The sequence below is a fragment of the Telluria sp. AIW5 genome, from assembly GCF_056680575.1.
This window is the reverse complement of the sequence record NZ_CM155289.1, coordinates 3,790,314-3,813,688: the sequence shown is the minus strand read 5'-3', so window position 1 is coordinate 3,813,688 and position 23,375 is coordinate 3,790,314. Positions and strand designations below refer to the sequence as shown.

Below are 23,375 nucleotides of genomic sequence, written 5' to 3'. Positions count from 1 at the left end.
ACGCGTGGGCATGCCCACCCTACGTTACGCGACGGCCTGTGGCGGCGGTGCACCGTAGGGTGGGCATGCCCACGCGTTGATGGCGGTGACCGGTGTTTGCCTGGCCATGGTCGAGACCGTCGCGTAACGTAGGGTGGGCATGCCCACGCGTTGATGGCGGTGACCGGTGTTCGCCTGGCCATGACCGAGACCGTCGCGTAACGTAGGGTGGGCATGCCCACGCGTTGACAGCGGTGACCGGTGTTCGCCTGGCCATGATCGAGACCGTCGCGTAACGTAGGGTGGGCATGCCCACGCGTTGATGGCGGTGACCGGTGTTTGCCTGGCCATGACCGAGACCGTCGCGTAACGTAGGGTGGACATGCCCACGCGTTGACAGCGGTGACCGGTGTTTGCCTGGCCATGATCGAGACCGTCGCGTAACGTAGGGTGGGCATGCCCACGCGTTGACAGCGGTGGCTTGCCTGCGACGCCCACAAAAAAGCGGCCACGCGGGCCGCTTATCATGGAGCGATCAAGGCATCACACCGCTTCCGCCTGGATCCTTTGCGCGATCTCCGGCTCGGTCGGCCGCAGCGCCTCGGTCAGTTCCGAGATCGACGAACCGCAGCCGAACACCAGCACGTCGCCCGCCTGGCACAGGGCCAGTCCCCGGCGGATCGCACTGTGCACGTTCAGCTCGAGCGAGAGCTTGTCGGAAGCGATGCGCCCCAAACGCGCACCCTGCACCAGCAGCGCAGCCACGTCGCCATCGGCACGCCCCCGGTTTTCGGTCTCGTACACCACCAGCTCGTCGAAGCCGGCAGCGCAGGTGCGCCCAATGTCGACCAGGTCCGCGTCGCGCCGGTCGCCCGGCGCAGCCACGACGCCAACCACGCGCCCCGGCGTCATCGCGCGCGCCGTTTCCGACAGCGCCGCGTAGGCCGCGCAGTTGTGGGCATAGTCGACGATCACGGTCACGCCCTCGACGTCGAACACGTTCGAGCGCAGGGGATTGTGCTTGCTGTCGGAAACGAACGAGCGCATGCCGGCCACGATCTCGGCGTTGCCGAAACCGCTCGCGGCCAGTGCTGCGGTGGCCGCCAGCGCGTTGGCGATGTTGTAGCGCGCGCAGCCATTCAGGGACACCGGCATCTGGCGCACGTCGACCAGTGCTTCATGGCGTGCACCCGTCGCCAGCACCACGGTATTGTCTTCCAGATAGACACCGCGGCCGCCGCGCTCGAGGTGGCGCAGCAGGACCGGGTTGTCGGCATCCAGCGCGAAGTACAGCACTTCGACATTCTCCGCCAGGTCCCTGGCCATCCCCACGCAATGGTCGTCCTCGGCGTTGAGCACCACCGCGCGCGAGGCGCGCTGCGCAACCACGGCCTTCACCCGCGCCAGGTCGTCGATGGTCTCGACACCGTCCAGCCCCAGGTGGTCCGAGGACACGTTCAGTACCACCGACACGTCGCAGCGGTCATAGGCCAGGCCGCGCTTCAGGATGCCGCCGCGCGCCGTTTCCAGCACGGCGAAATCGACTTCCGGCGAGGCCAGGATGCTGCGCGCCGAACGGTAGCCGGTGCAGTCGCCCTTCATCGTCAGCTGGCCGTCGACATACACGCCTTCGGTCGTGGTCACGCCCGTGCGCAGGCCGGCCATGCGCGCGGCGTGGGCGATCAGCAGGGAAGTGGTGGTCTTGCCGTTGGTGCCGGTGATCGCGACCACGGGAATGCGGCCGTCGTCCTGGCCGAACAGGGCTTCGACGATGGCATCGCCGGCGTCGCGCGGCGTGCCGCGGCTCGGGTACTGGTGCATGCGGATGCCCGGCGCCGCGTTGACCTCGATGATGCCGCCTTTCTGTTCGCGCAGCGGTTGCGCGATGTCCTGGCAGATGACGTCGATGCCGGCGACATCCAGGCCGATGGTGCGGGCGGCGCGGATGCAGATGTCGCGCGTTTCTTCCGGCAGCAAATCGGTCACGTCCTCGGCGGTGCCGCCGGTCGACAGGTTGGCGTTGCCGCGCAGGTCGACGGTGATACCCATCGGGACGATGGAATCGACACCGTAGCCCTGTCTCGCGAGCGTGCTTTCGGCCAGCGCATCGAGCGGGATTTTGGTCAGGATGTTGGTGTGGCCTTCGCCGCGCGCCGGGTTGCGGTTCTCGACTTCCACCAGTTCGCGCACCGTGGACTTGCCGTCGCCGGTCACGCAAGGGGGACGGCGCCAGGAAGCGGCCGCGATCTTGTTGCCGGTGACGAGCACGCGGTAATCGCGCCCGGCCAGGAATTCTTCGACGATCACGTGGCGGCCGTACTTGCGGGCGTGTTCAAAAGCGCGCTCGACTTCCTCGGGCGTGGTGCAGGTCGTGGTCACGCCCTTGCCCTGGTTGGCGTCGAGCGGCTTGATGGTGGCCGGGCCGTTGAGGCGCCGGGCGACGCGCTGGGCGTCGGCCAGCGTGGTGACGGTGGAGCCCCCCGGGACCGGCACGCCGGCCTGCTCGAGCAGGGTCTTGGTCAGCTGCTTGTCGCTGGCGATGCCGACCGCGATCGAGTTGGTGGCGCCGGTGATGGTCGCCTGCAGGCGCTTCTGCTTCGAGCCCCAGCCAAGCTGGAACAGGTTCGCCTCATCCGTGATGCGCAGGTTCGGGATGCCGCGCTTGTGCGCCGCGTTGACCACGGCGCCGGTGCTGGTGCCGATCGCATAGTCCTCGGCGGTCTCGTGCAGCGCCTCGAGGGCGGGGCCGAGATCGAAATCCTCGGCGCGTGCAACGGCCTTGACCAGGTCGATCGCCGTATCGAAAGCGGCGCGCGCGACCTGCTCGGTGCGGTAGCCGCAGACGGCACGGCGCGCATCGGGCTTGCGCGGCACGTCCAGCGTCTGGCTGAAATCGGCGGGGGCGCCCGCCAGGCGTTGCAACTCCATCACGACCGGCTCGATGGCCTCGGCGGCGTTGGTGAGGCCCGCGAGGCGCGCCGCGACTTCCGGCGACAACTCCGGCAGCAGCGCCAGCAGGCGCGCGCCGAAGCCGGGCGTCGTGTCAAGGCCGGCGCCGTCGATGACGGCCATCAGGCAGGGTGCGGCCGCAAACAGGTTGGGGCCGCGCAGGAAGCGTTGTTCGATGATTCTCATGAGATCGGGTTCCGTTTCGTCACATTTTCTAAAAAATCGCGCAGCGAGGGCGACATCGGCTTCGCCAGCGGCTCCTCGTCGGTCGGCAGGTAGTAGCGGCTGCCAGCGGGCAGCAGGTGCAGGCGCACGTCGATCAGTTCGGGCGTGTCGCGTTCCTGGATGTCGGCCATGTTGGTGTCCATGGTGCGGCCGTCGACGATCGTGACCGAGCCTTCGCCCAGCACTTCGATGCCGCGTCCGCGTTCGATCACGAGGGCGGTGTCTTCGTCGATGCCGATGCCCTGTAAATACGGGTTCTGCGCCACCACCGACAAGAGCCGGGACAAGCGCTGGCGCTCCGAGAAGTGCTGGTCGATGACGACACGGTGCAGGAAGCCGAGGCCGGCACCAAGGCTGACCGCGCCTTTTTCGGGCAGCAGGTCGGTCTTGCCCTGGGCTAGCATGTGGCCCGACATGGCCGAGGCGCCGGCGCTGGTGCCGCCGATGCAGGCGCCGCGCACCTTGAGCGCCGTGTGCATCTCGGCGTCGAGCGCGGTGCCGCCGATGATGGCCAGCAGGCGTTTCTGGTCGCCGCCGGTCATGAAGATGCCGTCGGCCTCGGCCACCATGCGCACTTTCTCTTCGTTGTTCGCGTCCTGGCGGCTGGTCAGGGGCAGGTGCGCGCGCTGCTTCACGCCGAGGTCGCCGAAGGCCTTGTCATAGACTTCCCACATTTCGTCGGCGACCTGGCTGGCGGCGGTGATGACGACGATGCGTGCATGCTCGCCGCCCGCCAGTTCGACGAAACGGGTCAGGATTTCTTTGCCGTGCTTGCGGTCTTCATGGCCGCCGATGATGACGAGGTGGCCGTGGGATGCGGTGTGGTGCGGTTCGGTTTTCATGTTATTCAAGGATTTTCCCAATGGGCATATGCGTGTTGCTGCAGGAAGCTGCTTCCGTTTTGGTCACGCCGATCAGGCCGGTATCGACGTCCTTGTCGATCAGGTCGATGCCGCGCTGCAGGGCCTGCTGCAGCGGCATGCCCTGTTCCAGATAGCCGTAGACGGTGCGCGCCAGCATGTGGCGCACGATGTGTTCGCCCACGCCGGTCGCGGCGATCGCGCCCAGCGGGCCGGCATAGAATCCGCTGCCCATGATCGCGGTGTCGCCCACGCGTCCCAGCAGGGAGGGCGCGGAGCCGCCGGTCGAGCCGGCGACGGCGAAATGGCCGTCCGCTCCGCGCACGACGGCGCCAACGGTATCGTGGGCCGCGCCCGGCGGCAGCTGCAGCGGGGTCTTGTAGTTCCAGAAGCGCTCGAACATGCGGTTGTCGATGCCGGGCATGGCGGGCACGGAGCCGGCGAGCTGCTTCATCAGCTTTTCGTGCTTTTCGCGCTGGCCGGCGCTGATCGGTTTCGAGCGTTCGAAACCGAGTGCGCGGGCCAGGCGATCGGCGCCTTCGCCGGCGATGAACACGTGCGGGGTGTCGGCCACCGCGCGCGCCAGCAGGATGGGGTTGCGCACGTTGCGTACGCCGGCGATCGCGGCGAGGCGGCCGCGCGTATCCATGACCGAGGCGTCCATTTCGATGGTAGCGCCGTCCAGGCACAGCACCGCGCCGGTGCCGGCGTTGAAGCGTTCGTCTTCTTCGAGCACCATGACGGCGGCAATCGCGGCGTCGAGGGCGTCGCCCGTTTCGAGCAGCTTCTCGCGGCCGCGCTCGGCAGCCTTCTCGCAACCGTCGGCGAACGCCAGCGGCTCGCCTGCGCCCCCGTGGGTGACGATGGCGAATCCTTGCTCCTTGTTGCTCACTTTGTCTTCCTCTCTGTTGTTGCCTTGACGCTTGTGACGCTTGGCATATCTGATAGAAGATTATGCAAAATGGGATAGGAAACACCTATCGGTAGCGCCGCCGTGTGAATGTAAGAAGAAACTTACATGGAAGACAACATTTCGATTTGGGCTACAGCAGGCGTGCCGGGTGTCCCCGCATCGCGCGTGCCAGCTCCTGCGCCACCTGCTGGCGGATGGGCTCCGATACGTAGCTGCCGATCTCGACGCTGGTGCCGGGCGACTCGAGCAGGATTAGCTTGCGCGCGCGCGGCGCCGGCGGCTTGACGCGGGTGCGCAGCGGGTCGAGCCGGAACTGGCTGCGCCGCCCGGCGTCGATGCGCTCGATAACCAGGCAGCGCTCGGTGAGTGCCACGCGTTCGACGTCCAGCGCATGGCGCGCGTAATGCAGCAGGGCCCAGCCGACCGCAGCCATCTCGACCAGCGAAAACGCGAGCACGATCCAGATTCCCTGCACCAGGAAGACCAGGGCGATGCCGAACGATGCCGTGCAGAGGAGTGCATACGCCGCCGCCGACTGGCGGGGCGTCAGCGAGCAGTTGCGTTTCAGGATCCAGGTGCAGGCAGCGGCAGGGGCTTGGGCAGGGAGCATCGCATTCTCCGGCCGGAGGAAGTGTCGTTCGATTATAGGAGAGGGTGCTTTCCCGCGACGCCCGCGTGGGGCGTGACTGCAACACAACGGCCGGGCTCTGGGCTTCGCCAGAGAAGCTGATTTCTGTTAAGATCTCGCCCCTTCAAAACACGTCCCCAGACAAAGGCAGACATGACGAACGCTTGCGGCGTCGACTTCGGTACGTCGAATTCCACGGTTGGCTGGATCAGGCCGGGCCACGAGAGGCCGGGGCCAGGCCGGGCGCCGGGCGGCGCGAATGCACTGCTGACCCTCGAGGACGGCAAGGCGACGCTGCCGTCAGTGGTGTTCTTCAATGCCGACGACGAAGAGGTGCGTTACGGCCGCGCGGCCCTGGCCGACTACCTGGCGGGCTACGAAGGGCGCCTGATGCGCTCGCTGAAAAGCTTGCTGGGAACGAGCCTGATGGACGGCCAGACCGAAGTGGGCGGCCGTGCGCTGCCGTTCAAGATGCTGCTGGCCCAGTTCATCGGCGAAGTCAAACGCCGCGCGGAAAGCGAAGCCGGGCGTGGTTTCGAGCACGCCGTGTTCGGCCGTCCCGTGTTCTTCATCGACGAGAACCCGGTCGCCGACAAGCTGGCCGAGGATACCTTGCTGGAAGTGGCGCGCAGCGTGGGCTTTCGCGAAGTCGCCTTCCAGTACGAGCCGATCGCCGCCGCCTTCGACTACGAATCCCAGATCGACCGCGAGGAACTGGTGCTGATCGCCGACATCGGCGGCGGTACCTCGGACTTTTCGCTGGTGCGCCTGGGACCGGGCCGCGCCGGCAAGCCCGAACGCCGCGACGACATCCTCGCCACCGGCGGCGTGCACATCGGCGGCACCGACTTCGACAAATACCTGAGCCTCGCGTCCGTCATGCCGCTGCTCGGCTACAAGAGCGCGCTGCGCTCCGGCGCCGAGATTCCGTCGAGCTATTATTTTAATCTCGCGACCTGGCATACGATCAACCAGGCGTACACGCGGAAGAGCATCGCCCAGCTCGACGACCTGGTGCGCGACGCGCGCGAGCCGGCCAAGCTGACGCGGCTGCAGGGCCTGATCGAGGAGCGCGCCGGCCACTGGCTGGCCATGCAGGTCGAGGGCGCCAAGATCGGCCTGTCGTCGCACGAGCGGGTCGCGCTCGACCTCGACCGCCTGGCGCCGCCGGAAACGCTGACCGTGGAACGCGCGACCTTCGAGGCCGCGATCGGCCAGCTGCTCGATGCGATCGACGCCACCGTGCTGCGCCTGCTGGACGATGCGGGCGTGGCCCCGGGTGCCGTCGATACCGTCTTCTTTACCGGCGGCTCGAGCGGCGTGGGCCTGCTGCGCGCGCGCGTCGGCGCACTGCTGCCGGACGCGCGCAAGGTCGAGGGCGACCTGTTCGGCAGCATCGGCGCCGGCCTGGCACTGGACGCGCTGCGCAAATTCGGCTAAAAGGATTGCATGTCTATTTTTGAACGCCCCATCGTGATGCTCGACTTCGAGACCACGGGCCTGTCGCCCGCCATGGGCGACCGCATCACCGAGGTTGCCGCCCTGCGCATCGTCGGCGGGCAGGTGACCGATCGTTATGTCTCGCTGGTGAACTGCGGCGCGCGCATCCCCTCGTTCATCACGGGCCTGACCGGCATCACGCAGGAGATGGTCGATTCGGCGCCGCCCGTGCGCCAGGTGGTGCCGGAGCTGCTGGACTTCATCGGCAGCGATACCCTGTCGGCCCACAACGCCAGCTTCGACGAGAAGTTCCTGGCGGCGGAAGCCGACCGCCTGGGCCGCGCCTGCGGCCACGTGGGTCTCGTCTGCTCGCTGAAACTCTCGCGCCGCGTGTTCCCGGGCATGCCGAGTTATAAACTGGGCACCTTGTCGCGCCAGCTCGGCATCGCCTTTCGCAGCGCGGCGCACCGGGCCGAGGCCGATGCGGAGGTGGCGGCCGAAGTCCTGATCCATATCGGGCGCCATATCGGCAGCTCCTACGGGCTACCGCAAGTCGCGCCGGACTTGCTGGTGTCGATCAACAAGCTGTCGGCCGCCAAGGTGCCGGCCTGGCTGGGTAAATACGCGGCTGAAAAAAAGACCACGTAGTTGTTCCGTAGTTGGCTTGAGAGCATTACAATGCCGCCATCATGATGCGTCGCCGTATAGTCCACGTCCTGCTGTCGCTGCTCCTGCTGGTTTCCCAGCAGATGGCGTTCGCGCATGCGATGTCGCACCTGACCGGCAAGCTTGGCAACCCGCATCCGGTCGCGGCACTCGGCCAGCCCGACACCGATAAAGACCTTTCCAGTTCGGTCGCGCAAGACCGCAGCTGCTCCCAGTGCCTCGTCTTCGCCCAGATGGCCACGGCCGTCGGCAGCACCCCACGCCAGTTCGCGCCGCTCGACCTGCAGGACGAACGCATCATCGCGCTCGTCACCACCGAGGCCGCGCCGCGCACCGTCTGCGCCTTCCGTTCGCGCGCGCCGCCTTCTTCGATCCAGAGACCCGTTTAGCCGCCGGCCTTCCCGCGTTTGCGGGAAGCTGCCTGTCATTCTCTGTCGATTGAAAGAACACGATGTCGAAACACACCCTCATGTCGGTGGCGATCGCTGCCGCCTTTGCATTGCCCCTGTCCGCCAGCGCCGCGGACTCCCCTGAACTGGCCGCGATCCGCGCCCAGATCCAGGAAATGAAACAATCCTATGAAGCCCGCCTGCAGGCGCTCGAACAGCGCCTGCAGGATGCGCAGGCGGCCGTGGCCGAAGCGCAGAATGCGGCGGCCAATGCCCAGCAAGCAGCCGCTCCGGCCGCGGCAGCGCCGGCGGCCCCGGCGGCGCCCGCGGCGCAGGGCGACAACGCCTTCAACCCGAGCATCTCGCTGGTCCTCGGCGGTACCTTCTCCAACCTGTCTCAGGACCCCGCCACCTATCGCTTCGGCGGCTTCATGCCGCCGGTGGGCGAGGTCGGGCCGGGCAGCCGCAGCTTCAACCTGGGCGAGTCGGAACTGACCATGGCGGCGAACATCGACCCGATGTTTGCCGGCCAGCTGACCTTTGCGCTGAGCGGCGAGAACGAAGCCTCGGTGGAGGAAGCGTTCTTCCGCACGCGCGAACTGGGCGGCGGCATGAACATCAAGGCGGGCCGCTTTCTCTCGGGCGTGGGCTACCTGAACGGCCAGCACAGCCACACCTGGGACTTCGTCGATGCGCCGCTTGCTTACCAGGCCTTCTTCGGCGGCCAGTACAAGCCTGACGGCGTACAGGCACGCTGGCTCGCGCCCTTCAATACCTTCCTCGAAGTGGGTGCGGAACTGGGCAGCGGGCGCAGCTTCCCCGGCAACGACCGCAACAAGAACGGCTTCGGCGCCGGCAGCGTGTTCGCGCACGTGGGCGACGACATCGGCGACTCGGCCAGCTGGCGCGCCGGTCTCTCGTACCTGCGCACCGGCGCGGCCGAACGTTCCTACGAATTCGACGGTATCCCGAATGCCTTCAGCGGCCGGTCCTCGATCTGGATGGCGGACGCGGTCTACAAATGGGCGCCGAACGGCAATCCGACCCGGACCAATGTCAAGCTGCAGGGCGAATACATGCGGCGCAAGGAAAGCGGCACGCTGGCCTCCGGCGCGCTCGCGGACGCCTCCGCTGGCGACTACGCCGCCACCCAGTCCGGCTGGTACCTGCAGGGCGTGTACCAGTTCATGCCTTACTGGCGCGCCGGCCTGCGTTTCGACCGCCTGGCCTCCGGCAGCCCGTTCATCGGCCTGGTCGACAGCGGCGTGCTGGGCATGGACGCCTTTCCGGCGCTGGCGAGCTACAACCCGAAGCGTACGAGCGTGATGCTCGACTGGAGCCCGTCGGAATTCTCGCGCCTGCGCCTGCAGTTCGCGCGCGACGAAGCGCGTCCGGGGCGGCCTGACAACCAGGTCTACCTGCAATACATCATGAGCCTCGGCACGCACGCCGCCCACACCTTCTAAGGAGAACGAGATGACAAACCTCATGAACAAACTGGTGGCCGGCTGCACCCTCGCGCTGGCCGCCGCCCTGCCGGCGCAGGCCGCGATCAACGTCCTGACCTGCGAACCCGAATGGGCCGCGCTGACCACGGAGCTGGCCGGCGACAAGGCCAATGTCTCGAGCGCGACCAACGCCTTGCAGGATCCGCACCGGGTCGAAGCGCGTCCGGGCCTGATCGCGCGCACCCGGAATGCCGACCTGGTGGTGTGCACGGGTCTCGACCTGGAAGTGGGTTGGCTGCCCCTGCTGGTCCAGCAGTCGGGCAATGCGAAAATCGGACGCGGACAGCCGGGCTATTTTGAAGCCGGCAGCTTCGTGCCGCGCCTGGACGTCCCGACGAAACTCGATCGTGCGGAAGGCGATGTCCACGCAGCCGGCAATCCGCACGTGCACCTGAACCCGCACAACATCGCCCTCGTCAGCGCCCAGCTGGCCAAGCGCCTGGCCGCCATCGATCCGGCCAACGCCGCATACTACGCCGCGCGCCAGGCCGATTTCGCGGCCCGCTGGTCGCAGGCGATGCGCAAGTGGGAAACCCAGGCGGCGGCGCTGCGCGGCGTGGCCATCGTCGAACACCACCGCAACATGGAGTACCTGATGAACTGGTTGGGGATGCACCAGGTCGGGACCCTGGAACCGAAACCGGGCGTCGAGCCCAGCGCGGCCCAGTTGGGCCAGCTGCTCGCGCAACTCCAGCAGCAACCGGCGAAACTGGTGCTGCGCGCGGCCTACCAGGATGAACGCGCCTCGAACTGGCTGTCGCAGCGCGCGCACATCCCGGCCGTCGTGATTCCGTTTACCGTCGGTGCCGACGCCGAGAGCCGCGACCTGTTCTCGATGTTCGACACGACGGTGCAGCGCCTGACCGCGGCGGTAAAATAAACGTGGAAAACTTCGCTCAACACTTCGATTTCCTGATCGTACTGCCGGCCTTCGTCGCCGGCCTGCTGGTGCTCGCCACCCACATCCCGCTCGGCGCACAGGTGCTCAAGCGCGGGATCGTCTTCATCGACCTGGCGATCGCGCAGATCGCGGCGCTTGGCGTCATCATTGCCAGCGCGGCTGACTTCGACCCGCACGGCTGGACCATCCAGGTGGCCGCCGGCGTGGCCGCCGTGCTTGGCGCCGTGCTGCTGACCTGGACCGAGAAGCGCTGGCCCGAGGTGCAGGAAGCGCAGATCGGCGTGCTGTTCGTACTGGCGGCCACGGCCGGCCTGCTGCTGCTGGCGCACAATCCGCACGGCGGCGAACATTTACAGGATCTGCTGTCCGGCCAGATCCTCTGGGTCAGCTACGACCAGCTGCTCATGCCGGCGATTGGCGCGGTGCTGATCCTCGCCTTGCTGGCGGTGTTTCGCAACCGGCTCGGGCGGCTCGGCTTCTATCTCGTGTTCGCGCTGGCAGTGACGGCCTCGGTGCAGCTGGTCGGCGTCTACCTCGTGTTCGCCAGCCTGATCGTGCCGAGCCTGGCCGTGCGCCACTATCGCGAGGGGCGCAAGCTGCCCTTCGCCTACCTGGTCGGCATTGGCGGCTATGCGGCCGGGCTGGTGCTGTCGGTGATCCTCGACCTGCCGTCCGGTGCGCTGATCGTCTGGTGCCTGGCCCTGCTGGCGATGCTGGTCTACGCCCTCGGACCGAACCGCTCGGCGCTGTCCTGACCTTCCGGACGCCCGCTTCCAGGACCCGCCGCGCTCGCGCCCGGCGGGTTTTTTTATGGGGCGCGCACCGGCACGATTGTGCACCGTCAAACCCGTCGCGGGTCGCTGTCATTAAAATTTTGTTAATACTTATGAGGCCGCCTGACTTGATCGGGTGCCATTCGAAGGCGGCGGACGTCGACTCCAGCGGGGAACCCAATGAACCAGAAGCTCCACAACGAGAGCCACCAGACCTATCAGTGGTTCCGCGACGCCGCCGAGCGCGGCAATGCCTATGCCCAGTTCAACCTCGGCCTGATGTACAAGAAGGGCAACGGCGTCGAGCGCGACGATGCCTGCGCCGTGCGCTGGCTGCGCATGGCCGCCGCCCAGGGCCTGGCCTTCGCCCAGAACCATCTGGGCGCCATGTACTACCACGGGCGCGGCGTCGAACGCTGCGACCTCGAGGCCGCGCGCTGGTTCCGCCGCGCCGCCGAGCAGGGCGACGCCTCGGCCCAGCAAAACCTCGGCCACATGTTCCGCCAGGGGCGCGGCATGGCGATCGACCCCGAGCGCGCCCTGTCCTGGTATTACCGCGCCGCCGAGCAGGGCATGGCCGGCGCCCAGAACCAGCTAGGCGAGTGCTACCTGAACGGCGTCGGGGCCGCCATCAATTACCCGCTGGCGATGGCCTGGTTCCGCAAGGCGGCGCTGCAGGGCGAGGCCGCGGCGCAGCTGAACCTGGGCCTGATGTACCAGCGCGGGCAGGGCGTCGAGGCCAGCGCCAGCCAGGCCCTGTACTGGTTCCGCAAGGCCGCCGCCGCCGGCGACCGCAGCGCCCAGCGCGAACTCGGCATCGCCTACGCTGAAGGGCAGGGCGTGCGCCCGGACGCGCGGCGCGCCTGCGCCTGGCTGCAGCGGGCGGCCGAACATGGCGACCGCGAAGCCCAGTTCCTGTTCGCCACCATGTGCGTCAACGGCAAAGGCGTCGAGCGGGACGAGGCGCGCGCCCTCGAGTGGTACACGAAGGCCGCGAGCGGCGGCCACATGGCGGCCCAGTACAACCTGGCGAATATGTACGCCCACGGCCGCGGCACCGACCGCGACCCGGCCCGCGCCTTCGACTGGTACCGGCGCGCGGCCGAGCAGGGCGCGCCGAACGCCCAGTTCAACCTCGGCGTCATCTACGCCAACGGCCAGGGCGTCGACAAGGACGAGGCGCGCGCCGCCTACTGGTACCGGCTCGCCGCGGAACAGGGCGACGCCAGCGCCCAGAACAACCTGGGCGTCATGTACGCCAGCGGCCAGGGCCTGCCCCAGGACGACACCCAGGCCGTCCACTGGTACGAGCAGGCAGCCGAGCAGGGCCATGCGCTGGCCCAGTACAACCTGGGCGGCATGTACGGCAGCGGGCTCGGCGTGGCGCGCGACCCGGTACGCGCCTACATGTGGATGCTGCTTGCGGCCGAGGGCGGCGACAGCGCGGCCAACGTCAACAAGACGATCGTCGCGCGCCGCCTCAGTCCCGCCGAGATCGGCTGGGCGCTGGACCTGTCGCACAAGTGGCAGCTGAGTCACCGCGAGGTGCTGGCGCGGCGGGCTGCGCCATAAATCCTATCGAATCGTCGGCCTGTCGTAGGGTGGGCACTTGTGCCCACGCGGTGCGGCGGTCGATCATTGATGACGGTCGCCCTCGCTAACGACCGCGATTCGTCCGTCCGGGCCGTCATGGCGGGCCGCGTTGAATCCACCGGTGAACCGCGTGGGCATACCCACCCTACGGTACACCGCAGCCAACGTAGCGATCACCGGCCGTCAGTCACTCCGCGCTACCTGTACGTACGGGCTGCAATGCCCGGTCGCTTCCCGCCGGGTTTCGCGCTATGATTCCTCTCGGCACATTCCGCCCTCCAACGTTCCGAGAAGAATATCCACATGAATGTTCAGATGAGACACGCAAGCCTTGCCCTCGCCCTGATGACGGTGTTCGGCACCTCGCACGCAGCCGATCCGGCCGCCTGCCCGGCGGGCTCCGCGCTGACCTACCCGGTCACGGCGAAGAGCGCGCAGATCGACGATTACCACGGCACCAGCGTGGCCGATCCCTACCGCTGGCTGGAAGACGCCAACAGCGCGCAGACCAAACAATGGGTCGACGCCGAGAACGCCGTCACTCAGGCTTACCTGGGCCAGATCCCGCAGCGCGAAGCGATCCGCCAGCGCCTGACGAAACTGTGGAACTACGAGCGCTATTCGGTGCCGTCGAAAGAGGGCGGCCGCTACTTCTACAGCCGCAACGACGGCCTGCAGAACCAGTCGGTGCTGTACACGATGAAAAACCTGAACGACACGCCGCGCATGCTGCTCGACCCGAACACGCTGGCGGCCGACGGCACGGTCGCGCTGTCCGGCGTCGAAGTCAGCCCGGACGGCAAACTGCTGGCCTACGGCACGGCTGCCTCCGGCTCGGACTGGAACGAGTGGAAGGTGCGCGACATCGAGACCGGCAAGGACCTCGACGACCACATCAGATGGGTGAAGTTCTCGGCCACCGCGTGGACGAAAGACGGCAAGGGCTTCTTCTACAGCCGTTACGACGAACCGACCGAAGCGACGAAACTTGCTGCGGTGAACTACTTCCAGAAACTGTACTTCCACAAGATCGGCACCCCGCAAAGCGCGGACGTCCTCGTCTACGACCGCCCGGACGAAAAGGAATGGGGCTTCGGCGCCCATACCACGGACGACGGCAGATACCTGCTGATCACCGCGACCAAGGGTACGGCGCATAAATACCGCGTCTTCATCAAGGATTTGAGCAAGCCCGATTCGAAAGTCGTGCCGCTGATCGACAACTTCGACGCCGCCTGGGACTTCATCGACAACGTCGGCTCGACCTTCTATTTCAGCACCGACAGCAAGGCCCCGCGCCAGCGCATCGTCGCCATCGACGTGACCAGGCCGGCGGAAAGCAACTGGAAAGAGATCGTCGCCGAATCGAAGGACACGCTGTCGAATGCCCACATCGTCGGCAAGCGCCTGGTCCTTGAATACCTGAAGGATGCGCGCAGCGTCGTGCGCGTCAATGACCTGAACGGGAAACTGGTGCGCGAGATCGCGCTCCCGGGCATCGGTTCGGTGTCGGGCTTCACGGGCAAGCGCGGCGACACGGAGACCTTCTTCTCCTTCACCGGCTTCACCACGCCGACGACGATCTACCGCCTCGACATGAAGAGCGGCAAGACCAGCGTGTTCCGCCAGCCGAAGGTCGACTTCGACCCGAACGCCTACGAGACGCGCCAGCAGTTCTTCACCAGCCGCGACGGCACCAGGGTGCCGATGTTCATCGTGTCGAAGAAGGGCCTCAAGCTCGACGGCAACAACCCGACCTATTTATACGGTTACGGCGGTTTCAACATCTCGATGACGCCGGGCTTCTCGCCGGCCAACCTGGCCTGGATGGAAATGGGCGGCGTGTACGTCATCGCCAACCTGCGCGGCGGCGGCGAGTACGGCGAATCCTGGCACCAGGCCGGCACCAAACTGCAAAAGCAGAACGTCTTCGACGACTTCATCGGCGCAGCCGAGTGGCTGGTGGCGAACAAGGTGACCCAGCCGTCGAAGCTGGCGATCGGCGGCGGCAGCAATGGCGGCCTGCTGGTGGGCGCGGCGATGACCCAGCGTCCCGACCTGTTCGGCGCGGCGATCCCGATGGTGGGCGTGATGGACATGCTGCGCTTCCACAAGTTCACGATCGGCTGGGCCTGGACTTCGGATTACGGCTCGGCCGATAACGCCGACGAGTTCAAGGCGCTGGTGAAGTATTCGCCGCTGCACAACCTGAAGCCCGGTACCGCCTATCCAGCGACGATGATCACCACGGCCGACCACGACGACCGCGTGGTGCCGGCGCACAGCTTCAAGTTCGCCGCCACGGCGCAGGCCGCGCAGGCGGGCTGCAACCCGATCATCATCCGGATCGACACCAAGGCCGGGCATGGCGCGGGCAAGCCGACCGCGAAGCAGATCGAGGAAGTGGCGGATCGTTGGGGCTTCCTGACGAAGGCCTTGAAGATGTAAACGGCACAGGCGGCCTTTCGGCCGCCTGACCAGGGATGCAGACGGGCCAGTCGGATCGCGTGATTCGACTGCCCGATTTCATGCGTTTCCGGTGGTAGCTGCGTTTTGGTGAAACGCTGATCATGCGCCGTAACGCGTGGGCATGCCCGGTGAACCCGTCATTGAGGCCATTGGCCTCAATGACCCCATACGTTACACCACGGCTACAGGTTCTCATCGAGACCGTGGCGCACCGTAGGGTGGGCATGCCCACGCGTACAAGGCCGGCATTCCGCTTGCGGACCAAAACATTTGTCTGCATACGAAAAACAAATGTTTTAACACTCGGTCGTGCACTATCTATGCACCACCACCAGCAAGGCCTTCGCCTCCGTCTTCCCCACGTTCCTCACCACGTGATCCTGGTCCGCCGGGTAGCGCGCCGTCCCGCCGGCCTTCACCTTGCGCTTCGAAGTCCCGACTTCGACTTCGAGCGTCCCGTTAATCACCGTCATGTGCTCCTTGGTCCCCGGATCGTGCGCCTGCGAGGCCAGTTCGCCCCCGGGCGCCAGCGTCAATTCGTACCACTCGTACTGGCCCGCGAGCTCCATCGGCCCCAGGATACGCAACGTATAGCCGGCATGGGTGCCGGGCAGGGTGGGCGTCTCGTGCGCGTCGAGCACCCGGATCGCCTCGACCTCGCGCGTTTCGGAGGATAGCAATTCGCCGATCTGCACGCCGAGCGCGTTCGCGAGACGCCAGGTAATCGCAATGGTAGGATTCGCTTTTTCGCGCTCGATCTGCGACAGCATCGACTTCGACACGCCGGCGATGCGCGACAGGTCCTCCAGGGTCAGGCCGCGCGCCAGGCGCAGGCGCTGCAGGGTGGCGCCGACTTCGGGCGGGGCGTTGTTGGTCGGGACCAGGGTTTTCATGTGGGAGACAGCTCTAATCAGGCAGTGCTAATTTGGTGGAAGGCCGGTCCTTGCCAAGTTCAACAGGTCGGCGTAATATTCATTATATTGAATTTCAGTTCGAGATACCGAAAACACGGCGACGCAGTAAATATGTGCGACGCTCGAAGAACGGTACAGCATAGTCCAACCGCCGGTCAAGCCGGCATCACAGACGAGGAAACCAGATGAGCGAGCAAGCGAAGAACGCGTTCTACAGCGGCCTGCAACAGAACCTGTCCACCCTGCGCGACCAGGGCCTGTTCAAGCCGGAGCGCGTGCTCGCCTCGCGCCAGGGCGCCGAGGTGCAGTCCGAAGACGGGCGCACCCTGATCAATATGTGCGCCAACAACTACCTCGGCCTGTCGGGCGACATGGAAACCCAGAAGGCGGCCGAAGAAGCCCTGAAAAAATACGGCTACGGCCTGTCTTCGGTGCGCTTCATTTGCGGCACGCAAACCGTGCACAAGGAACTCGAACGCAAACTGTCCGAATTCCTCGGCACCGAAGACACGATCCTGTACGCCGCGGCCTTCGATGCCAACGGCGGCGTGTTCGAGCCCCTGTTCGACGAAAACGACGCGATCATCTCGGACGCGCTGAACCACGCTTCGCTCATCGACGGCATCCGTCTCTGCAAGGCCGCGCGCTACCGCTATGCCAACAACGACATGGCCGATCTCGAAGTCCAGCTGCAGGCCGCGACCGCCGCCGGCAAGCGCCACAAGGTGATCGTCACCGACGGCGCCTTCTCGATGGACGGCACGATCGCGCAACTGGACAAGATCGTAGAGCTGGCCGACAAGTACGGCGCGCTGACCCTGATCGACGAATCGCACGCCTCGGGCTTCCTCGGCGCGACCGGCCGCGGCACGCACGAACACTGCGGCGTCGTGGGCAAGATCGACATCATCACCGGCACCCTGGGCAAGGCCCTGGGCGGCGCAATGGGCGGTTTTACGTCGGGCCGCAAGGAAGTCATCGAGACCCTGCGCCAGAAGTCGCGTCCTTACCTGTTCTCGAACACGCTGGCCCCGATGATCGCGGGCGCCTCGATTTCGGTACTCGACCGCATTTCGAAGTCGACAGAACTGCGCGACCGCCTGATGGAAAACACCGCTTACTTCCGCAAGGAGATCGAGCGCATCGGCTTCACCATCAAGCCGGGGACCCACCCGGTGGTGCCGGTGATGCTGTTCGACGCGCCGGTGGCGCAGAAATTCGCGGCGCGCATGTTCGAACTGGGCGTGCTGCTGTCGGGCTTCTTCTATCCGGTGGTGCCGATGGGGCAGGCGCGCGTGCGCGTGCAGCTGTCGGCGGCGCATACCCGAGAGCAGCTCGACACCGTGCTCAAGGGCTTCGAGCAGGCCGGCCGCGAGCTCGGCATCCTCAAGAATATTTAATTCAGCTTAGTCTAGGAATCTACATGGAACGCATCCTCGTCATCGGCGCCAACGGTCAGATCGGCAGCGAACTGGTGTCCGCACTGGCCGCACAACACGGCGCCGCCAACGTCCTTGCCACCGACATCGGCGCCCGCAACGTCTACGGCGCGGCGCGCTACGCCCAGCTCGACGTGCTGGACAAGGCACGCCTGATGTCGCTGGTCGAGGAAGAGGGCGTGACCCAGGTCTACCAGCTGGCCGCGCTGCTGTCCGCCACCGGCGAACAGGCGCCGCTCAAAGCCTGGACCCTGAACATGGACGGCCTGCTGAACATCCTCGAAGTCGCGCGCGAACGCCTGGAAGCGGGGAAGCCTTTGAAGGTCTTCTGGCCTTCGTCGATCGCCGCCTTCGGCCCGAACACGCCGAGCGAGAACACGCCCCAGTACACGGTGATGGACCCGACCACGATCTACGGCATCAGCAAACTGGCCGGCGAGCGCCTCTGCGAGTACTACCACACCAAGTATGGCGTCGACGTGCGCAGCATCCGCTACCCTGGCATCATCAGTTTCAAATCGCCTCCGGGCGGCGGCACCACCGACTACGCGATCGCGATCTTCCACGCGGCCCTGAAGGGCGAGACCTACGAATGCTTCCTCGGCCCGGAAACCACGCTGCCGATGATCTACATGCCGGATGCGATCCGCGCTACCATCGAACTGATGGATGCGCCCGCCGACAAGGTCGTGATCCGCTCTTCCTATAACGTTGCCGGCGTGTCCTTCAACCCGCGCGAACTGGCGGTCGCCATTCGCAAGGCGGTACCGGCTTTCGAGATCGCGTATCAACCGGACAGCCGCCAGGCGATTGCCGATACCTGGCCGAAGAGCCTGGACGACAGCCGCGCGACGAGCGACTGGGGCTGGAAGGCCCGGGTCGGCATCGAGGAGATGGTGGCCAGCATGCTCGAGAATATCGACGTCGGCGCCACCGCCTGAATCAATAAAATAATAAAAATTAAAGAGACAAACCAAGATGGACATGAGCGTTTTCGATTTATTCAAGATCGGTATCGGCCCATCGAGCTCCCACACCGTGGGACCGATGGTAGCGGCGCGCCGCTTCCTGCTCGAGTGCGGGCCGCTCGATGACGCAGCCGGCGTCGAGGCCCATTTATACGGGTCGCTGGCGCTGACCGGCGTCGGCCACGCGACCGACAAGGCGGTCATCCTCGGCCTGATGGGCGAGACGCCCCAGGATATCGATCCCGATACGGTCGACGACAAGCTGGCCGAGGCCGAACTCGACGGCGTGCTGCGCTTGCTCGGCACGCAAGAGGTGCCGTTCTCGATGAAGTCGAACCTGGTCTGGCACAAGACCTCGTCCCTGCCCGAACACCCGAACGGCATGCGCTTCGTGCTGCAGCTGCGCGACGGCAGCGCCATCGAACGGATTTTCTATTCGGTCGGCGGCGGCTTCATCACGGCCGCCGGCGAAACCCAGCGCGCCCCTGAGCCGGGCGCGGTGTCGGTGCCGTTCCCGTTCGCGACGATGGCCGAGCTGCTGGCCCAGGGCCGCGAGCACGGACTGTCGATCCCGCACATGCTGCGCGCGAACGAGCTGGTACGCATGAGCGAAGCGGAGCTGGACGCGGGCCTGGACCGCATCTGGGCCGTGATGGGCGATTGTATCGCGCACGGCCTGGTGACGAACGGCCAGCTGCCGGGCGGCCTGAACGTCAAGCGGCGGGCCGCCACGCTGTGGAAGCAGGCGCACTGCGTCGAAGGCAAACGGGTGAACGAACTGCCGCACGACTCGACCCACCAGGTCACGCTGTATGCGATGGCGGTGAACGAAGAAAATGCCGCCGGCGGACGCGTCGTGACGGCGCCGACCAATGGCGCAGCCGGCATCATCCCGGCGGTGGTGCGCTACTACGCCGAAGACTGCCGTCCGACGGATGCCGTAAAAGGCATCCGCGACTTCCTGCTGACTTCCGCCGCGATCGGCATGCTCTGCAAGCGCAACGCCTCGATCTCGGGCGCCGAAGTCGGCTGCCAGGGCGAAGTCGGCGTGGCCTGCGCGATGGCGGCGGCAGGCCTGGTGGCGGCGCTCGGCGGCTCGAACGAGCGGATCGAGAACGCGGCCGAAATCGGCATCGAACACCACCTCGGCATGACCTGCGACCCGATCGGCGGCCTGGTGCAGATCCCCTGCATCGAGCGCAACGGCATGGGCGCGATCAAGGCGATCACGGCGGCTTCGCTGGCGCTGAAGGGCGACGGCACCCACTTCGTCAGCCTGGATAACGCCATCGAGACGATGCGCCAGACGGGGGCGGATATGCAGGTGAAGTACAAGGAGACTTCGCTGGGTGGGCTGGCGATACATGTGGTGACCGTTAACCACGCGGCTTGCTGATCGGCGGTGTTCCGACGCCCGCAATCTTCGCCGGCGCCCGGGTAGTCGTTGGCAGGTACTGACCGGTGGGCTTCCCGCGCCGCCGATGCGAATCGGCGGCCGGGTTTTCATTGGCACGTACGCGTGGGCATGCCCACCCTACGTTACGCGACGGCCCACGAAGGAATCGAGACGGTGGTGCACCGTAGGGTGGGCATGCCCACGCGTTACGGTGGTGTGGCCGCGAAGCGCCGCCCCCCAAAACCCTCCTTGCACAGGATTCTCCGGCGCGCACTATAATAAAAGGTCAACGCCTGCCCAACCGGAACATCCAAACATGCAATATGTGTCTACCCGCGCGACCAGCGCGTCCGCTTCCCGCAATCCCGAAACCTTCTCATCCATCCTCCTTGGCGGCCTGGCCCCCGACGGCGGACTGTTCATGCCGGCCGAATACCCGCGCGTCAGCAGCGAGGAACTCGACGCCTGGCGCAAGCTGTCCTACGCCGAACTGGCCTACGAGATCCTGCGCAAATTCGCGACCGATATTCCGGATGCCGACCTGAAGGCCTTGACGAGCAAGACCTACACGGCCGAGGTCTACCGCAACGCCCGTGCCGAGGAGCGCGCGAGCGAGATCACGCCGCTGCGCACCCTGGAAGAAGCGGGCGGACGCACATTGATCCTGCAGGCGCTGTCGAACGGCCCGACCCTGGCCTTCAAGGACATGGCGATGCAGTTGCTGGGTAACCTGTTCGAATACGCGCTGGCGAAGAACGAGGATGAGCTGAACATTTTCGGCGCCACCTCCGGCGACACCGGCAGCGCCGCCGAATACGCGATGCGCGGCAAACGCGGCGTGCGCGTGTTCATGCTCTCGCCGAGCGGGAAGATGAGCCCCTTCCAGACGGCCCAGATGTTCAGCCTGCAGGACCCGAACATCTTCAACATCGCCGTCGATGGCGTGTTCGACGACTGCCAGGACCTGGTGAAAGCGGTTTCCAACGACCTGTCCTTCAAGGCGCGCCACAAGATCGGCACGGTCAACTCGATCAACTGGGCGCGCGTCGTGGCCCAGGTCGTGTACTACTTCCGCGGCTACCTCGCGGCGACCACGAACAACGCGCAGACGGTGTCCTTCACCGTCCCTTCCGGGAATTTCGGGAATATCTGCGCCGGCCACATCGCGCGGATGATGGGCCTGCCGATCGACAAGCTGGTCGTCGCGACCAACGAAAACGACGTGCTCGACGAATTCTTCCGCACCGGCGTGTATCGCGTGCGCAAGTCCGCCGAGACCTTCCACACCAGCAGCCCGTCGATGGACATCTCGAAGGCCTCGAACTTCGAGCGCTTCATCTTCGACCTGGTCGGGCGCGACAGCGAACGCACCCACGCCTTGTTCCGCAAGGTCGACACCCACGGCGGCTTCGACCTCTCGGGCGGCCCGGGTGCCGATGGCGACGAATTCAGGCGTGTGGCCGCTTACGGCTTCGTGTCGGGCAAGTCGACCCACGAAGACCGCCTCGAGACCATCCGCATGGTGGCCGACGATTACGGCATCGTGATCGACACCCACACGGCGGACGGCATCAAGGTGGCGCGCGAACACATGGCGCCCGGCGTGCCGATGATCGTGCTCGAGACTGCGCTGGCCGCGAAATTCAACGAAACCATCCTCGAAGCACTGGGCACGGACGCCGAGCGCCCGGCCGGTTTCGAGGACATCGAGTCGCTGCCGCAGAAATTCGTGCTGATGCGTCCAAACGTCGACGAAATGAAAACCTTCATCGCCGCACATACGGGGCTGTGACGATGAGCGCTCCCGAGAAAGCAGCGCCTCGGCCGATGCTGTCGGTGCGCGAAGCGCTCGATACGCTGCTCGCGAGCGCACGGCCGGTCCAGGACATCGAGCAGGTCGCGACCCTGGAAGCCAACGGCCGCGTGCTGGCCGAGGACCAGGCATCGACGATTGCCGTGCCTTCGGCCGACAACACCTCGATGGATGGCTACGCCGTGCGCGCGCTCGACTGCGTGAATGGCGGCGCGACGCTGCGCGTGGCCCAGCGCATCCCGGCCGGCCAGGTGGGCGAGCCTCTGGCGCCCGGCACGGCGGCGCGCATTTTCACCGGCGCGATGATCCCGGCGGGGGCGGACGCGGTCGTGATGCAGGAGCAGTGCGAGGTGGGGAGCAATGCGGCGGGCGACGTGGTGACGATTCGCCACACGCCGAAAAGCGGCGAATGGATCCGGCGCACGGGCGAAGACATCCAGGCCGGCGCCACCATCCTGGCAGCGGGCACGCGCCTGCGCAGCCAGGAGCTGGGCCTGGCCGCCTCGGTGGGCCTGGCCAGCCTGCCGGTGCGGCGGCGCCTGCGCGTGGCCGTGTTCTTCACCGGCGACGAGCTGACGATGCCGGGCGAAGCGCCGGGCGGCGTGCTCGCCCCGGGCGCGATCTACAACTCCAACCGCTTTACGCTGCGCGCGCTGCTGGAGAACTTCGGCTGCGCCATCACCGATTTCGGCATCGTGCCCGACACGCTGGACGCGACGCGCGCCACGCTGCGCGCGGCGGCGCGCGAGCACGACCTGATCATCACCTCGGGCGGCGTGTCGGTCGGCGAGGAAGACCATATCAAGCCGGCGGTCGAGGCCGAGGGCCAGCTGAACATGTGGCAGATCGCAGTCAAGCCGGGCAAACCGCTGGCGTTCGGCGAAGTGCGTAAACGGAGCGGTGATGCGGGGAGCGGTGATGCGGAGGGCGGCAGCGCGTTCTTCCTGGGCCTGCCCGGCAATCCGGTATCGAGCTTTATTACCTTCCTGCTGTTCGTGCGGCCCTTCCTGCTCCGCCTGCAGGGCGTGACGGGAAACGTCGAACCGCGCGCCTGGCAGTTGCGCGCCGATTTCACGCTGCCGAAAGGCGACCGCCGCAATGAATTCCTGCGCGCGCGCGTGAATGCCGGCGGGGGCCTCGACCTGTTCCCGAACCAGGGCTCGGGTGTGCTGACCTCGACCGTCTGGGGCGATGGCCTGATCGACAATCCGCCCGGACGCACGATCAACGAAGGCGATATCGTGCGCTTCATCCCCTTCGCCGAACTCCAACACTGATACCATGCATATCGAACTGCGATTTTTCGCGTCCGTGCGCGAAGCCCTCGGCCTCGCCAGCGAACGCATAACCCTGCCCGCGGGCGTGACGACGGTGGGCGGCGTGCGCGAACACCTGGTCGAGCGCGGCGGTAGCTGGGCGACGGCCCTCGGCCACGAGCGCGCCCTGCGCATGGCGTTCAATCACGTGATGTGCGGACCGGAGACGGTCGTGGAAGAGGGCGGGGAAGTGGCGTTCTTCCCGCCTGTGACCGGCGGATAAATCCCGCCTGCCA

General features: G+C 66.3%; 19 protein-coding genes. 14 read left to right on the top strand and 5 right to left on the bottom strand.

Annotation, left to right across the window (positions count from 1 at the left end; genetic code table 11):
- Window positions 1-522: 522 nt before the first annotated feature.
- From cphA to AC1MEM_RS16890, 4 genes are all read right to left on the bottom strand, one after another.
- Complete coding sequence (cphA, locus tag AC1MEM_RS16905) at window positions 523-3,114, bottom strand: cyanophycin synthetase (RefSeq protein WP_499472394.1); 2,592 nt, start codon at window positions 3,112-3,114, stop codon at window positions 523-525.
- A complete protein-coding gene (locus AC1MEM_RS16900; protein WP_499477671.1) occupies window positions 3,111-3,995 on the bottom strand; it encodes a cyanophycinase in 885 nt (294 codons plus the stop codon). Before AC1MEM_RS16900 ends, cphA begins: the two co-directional genes overlap by 4 nt.
- Before the next feature lies 1 nt (window position 3,996).
- Window positions 3,997-4,905 carry an isoaspartyl peptidase/L-asparaginase gene (locus tag AC1MEM_RS16895; protein ID WP_499472393.1) on the bottom strand — a complete coding sequence of 303 codons (909 nt, stop codon included), beginning with the start codon at window positions 4,903-4,905 and terminating at the stop codon, window positions 3,997-3,999.
- A 151-nt stretch (window positions 4,906-5,056) separates the two neighbouring features.
- A complete protein-coding gene (locus AC1MEM_RS16890) occupies window positions 5,057-5,536 on the bottom strand; it encodes a DUF2244 domain-containing protein (RefSeq protein WP_499472391.1) in 480 nt (159 codons plus the stop codon).
- A 171-nt stretch (window positions 5,537-5,707) separates the two neighbouring features.
- Here AC1MEM_RS16890 and AC1MEM_RS16885 point away from each other — a divergent pair, with 171 nt between their 5' ends.
- From AC1MEM_RS16885 to AC1MEM_RS16850, 8 genes are all read left to right on the top strand, one after another.
- A complete protein-coding gene (locus tag AC1MEM_RS16885) occupies window positions 5,708-6,994 on the top strand; it encodes an Hsp70 family protein (protein WP_499472389.1) in 1,287 nt (428 codons plus the stop codon).
- 9 nt (window positions 6,995-7,003) lie between these two features.
- Window positions 7,004-7,642, top strand: a complete 639-nt coding sequence (locus tag AC1MEM_RS16880) for a 3'-5' exonuclease (RefSeq protein WP_499472387.1) — start codon at window positions 7,004-7,006, stop codon at window positions 7,640-7,642.
- 41 nt (window positions 7,643-7,683) lie between these two features.
- Window positions 7,684-8,049 (top strand): hypothetical protein, encoded by a 366-nt coding sequence (locus AC1MEM_RS16875; RefSeq protein ID WP_499472385.1) that lies wholly within the window; start codon window positions 7,684-7,686, stop codon window positions 8,047-8,049.
- A gap of 62 nt (window positions 8,050-8,111) precedes the next feature.
- Window positions 8,112-9,515 carry a putative porin gene (locus AC1MEM_RS16870; protein ID WP_499472383.1) on the top strand — a complete coding sequence of 468 codons (1,404 nt, stop codon included), beginning with the start codon at window positions 8,112-8,114 and terminating at the stop codon, window positions 9,513-9,515.
- Window positions 9,516-9,525: 10 nt separating this feature from the next.
- Window positions 9,526-10,437, top strand: coding sequence for a metal ABC transporter substrate-binding protein (locus AC1MEM_RS16865; RefSeq protein WP_499472382.1), 912 nt, complete (start codon window positions 9,526-9,528; stop codon window positions 10,435-10,437).
- Between the two features lie 2 nt (window positions 10,438-10,439).
- Entirely contained in the window at window positions 10,440-11,213 is a 774-nt protein-coding gene (locus AC1MEM_RS16860; RefSeq protein ID WP_499472381.1) for a metal ABC transporter permease, read from the top strand.
- Between the two features lie 198 nt (window positions 11,214-11,411).
- A complete protein-coding gene (locus AC1MEM_RS16855; RefSeq protein ID WP_499472379.1) occupies window positions 11,412-12,803 on the top strand; it encodes a tetratricopeptide repeat protein in 1,392 nt (463 codons plus the stop codon).
- A gap of 336 nt (window positions 12,804-13,139) precedes the next feature.
- Window positions 13,140-15,272: a prolyl oligopeptidase family serine peptidase gene (locus AC1MEM_RS16850; RefSeq protein WP_499472377.1), complete on the top strand. Its 2,133-nt coding sequence runs from the start codon at window positions 13,140-13,142 to the stop codon at window positions 15,270-15,272.
- 335 nt (window positions 15,273-15,607) lie between these two features.
- On the opposite strand, the gene AC1MEM_RS16845 is transcribed toward AC1MEM_RS16850, so the two are convergent.
- A complete protein-coding gene (locus AC1MEM_RS16845) occupies window positions 15,608-16,186 on the bottom strand; it encodes a helix-turn-helix domain-containing protein (protein WP_499472375.1) in 579 nt (192 codons plus the stop codon).
- A 206-nt stretch (window positions 16,187-16,392) separates the two neighbouring features.
- On the opposite strand from AC1MEM_RS16845, the gene kbl reads away from it, so the two are divergent.
- The 6 genes from kbl to moaD all read left to right on the top strand — a co-directional run bounded on the left by kbl (window position 16,393) and on the right by moaD (window position 23,362).
- Window positions 16,393-17,607: a glycine C-acetyltransferase gene (gene kbl, locus AC1MEM_RS16840; protein WP_499472373.1), complete on the top strand. Its 1,215-nt coding sequence runs from the start codon at window positions 16,393-16,395 to the stop codon at window positions 17,605-17,607.
- Between the two features lie 23 nt (window positions 17,608-17,630).
- Complete coding sequence (locus AC1MEM_RS16835; protein ID WP_499472371.1) at window positions 17,631-18,587, top strand: NAD-dependent epimerase/dehydratase family protein; 957 nt, start codon at window positions 17,631-17,633, stop codon at window positions 18,585-18,587.
- Between the two features lie 37 nt (window positions 18,588-18,624).
- Complete coding sequence (locus AC1MEM_RS16830; protein ID WP_499472369.1) at window positions 18,625-20,010, top strand: L-serine ammonia-lyase; 1,386 nt, start codon at window positions 18,625-18,627, stop codon at window positions 20,008-20,010.
- Between the two features lie 316 nt (window positions 20,011-20,326).
- Window positions 20,327-21,802 carry a threonine synthase gene (gene thrC, locus AC1MEM_RS16825; protein ID WP_499472367.1) on the top strand — a complete coding sequence of 492 codons (1,476 nt, stop codon included), beginning with the start codon at window positions 20,327-20,329 and terminating at the stop codon, window positions 21,800-21,802.
- A 35-nt stretch (window positions 21,803-21,837) separates the two neighbouring features.
- On the top strand, window positions 21,838-23,100 hold the full coding sequence (locus AC1MEM_RS16820; RefSeq protein WP_499477669.1) for a molybdopterin molybdotransferase MoeA: 1,263 nt from the start codon (window positions 21,838-21,840) through the stop codon (window positions 23,098-23,100).
- Between the two features lie 4 nt (window positions 23,101-23,104).
- On the top strand, window positions 23,105-23,362 hold the full coding sequence (moaD, locus tag AC1MEM_RS16815; protein WP_499472365.1) for a molybdopterin converting factor subunit 1: 258 nt from the start codon (window positions 23,105-23,107) through the stop codon (window positions 23,360-23,362).
- Window positions 23,363-23,375 lie beyond the last annotated feature (13 nt).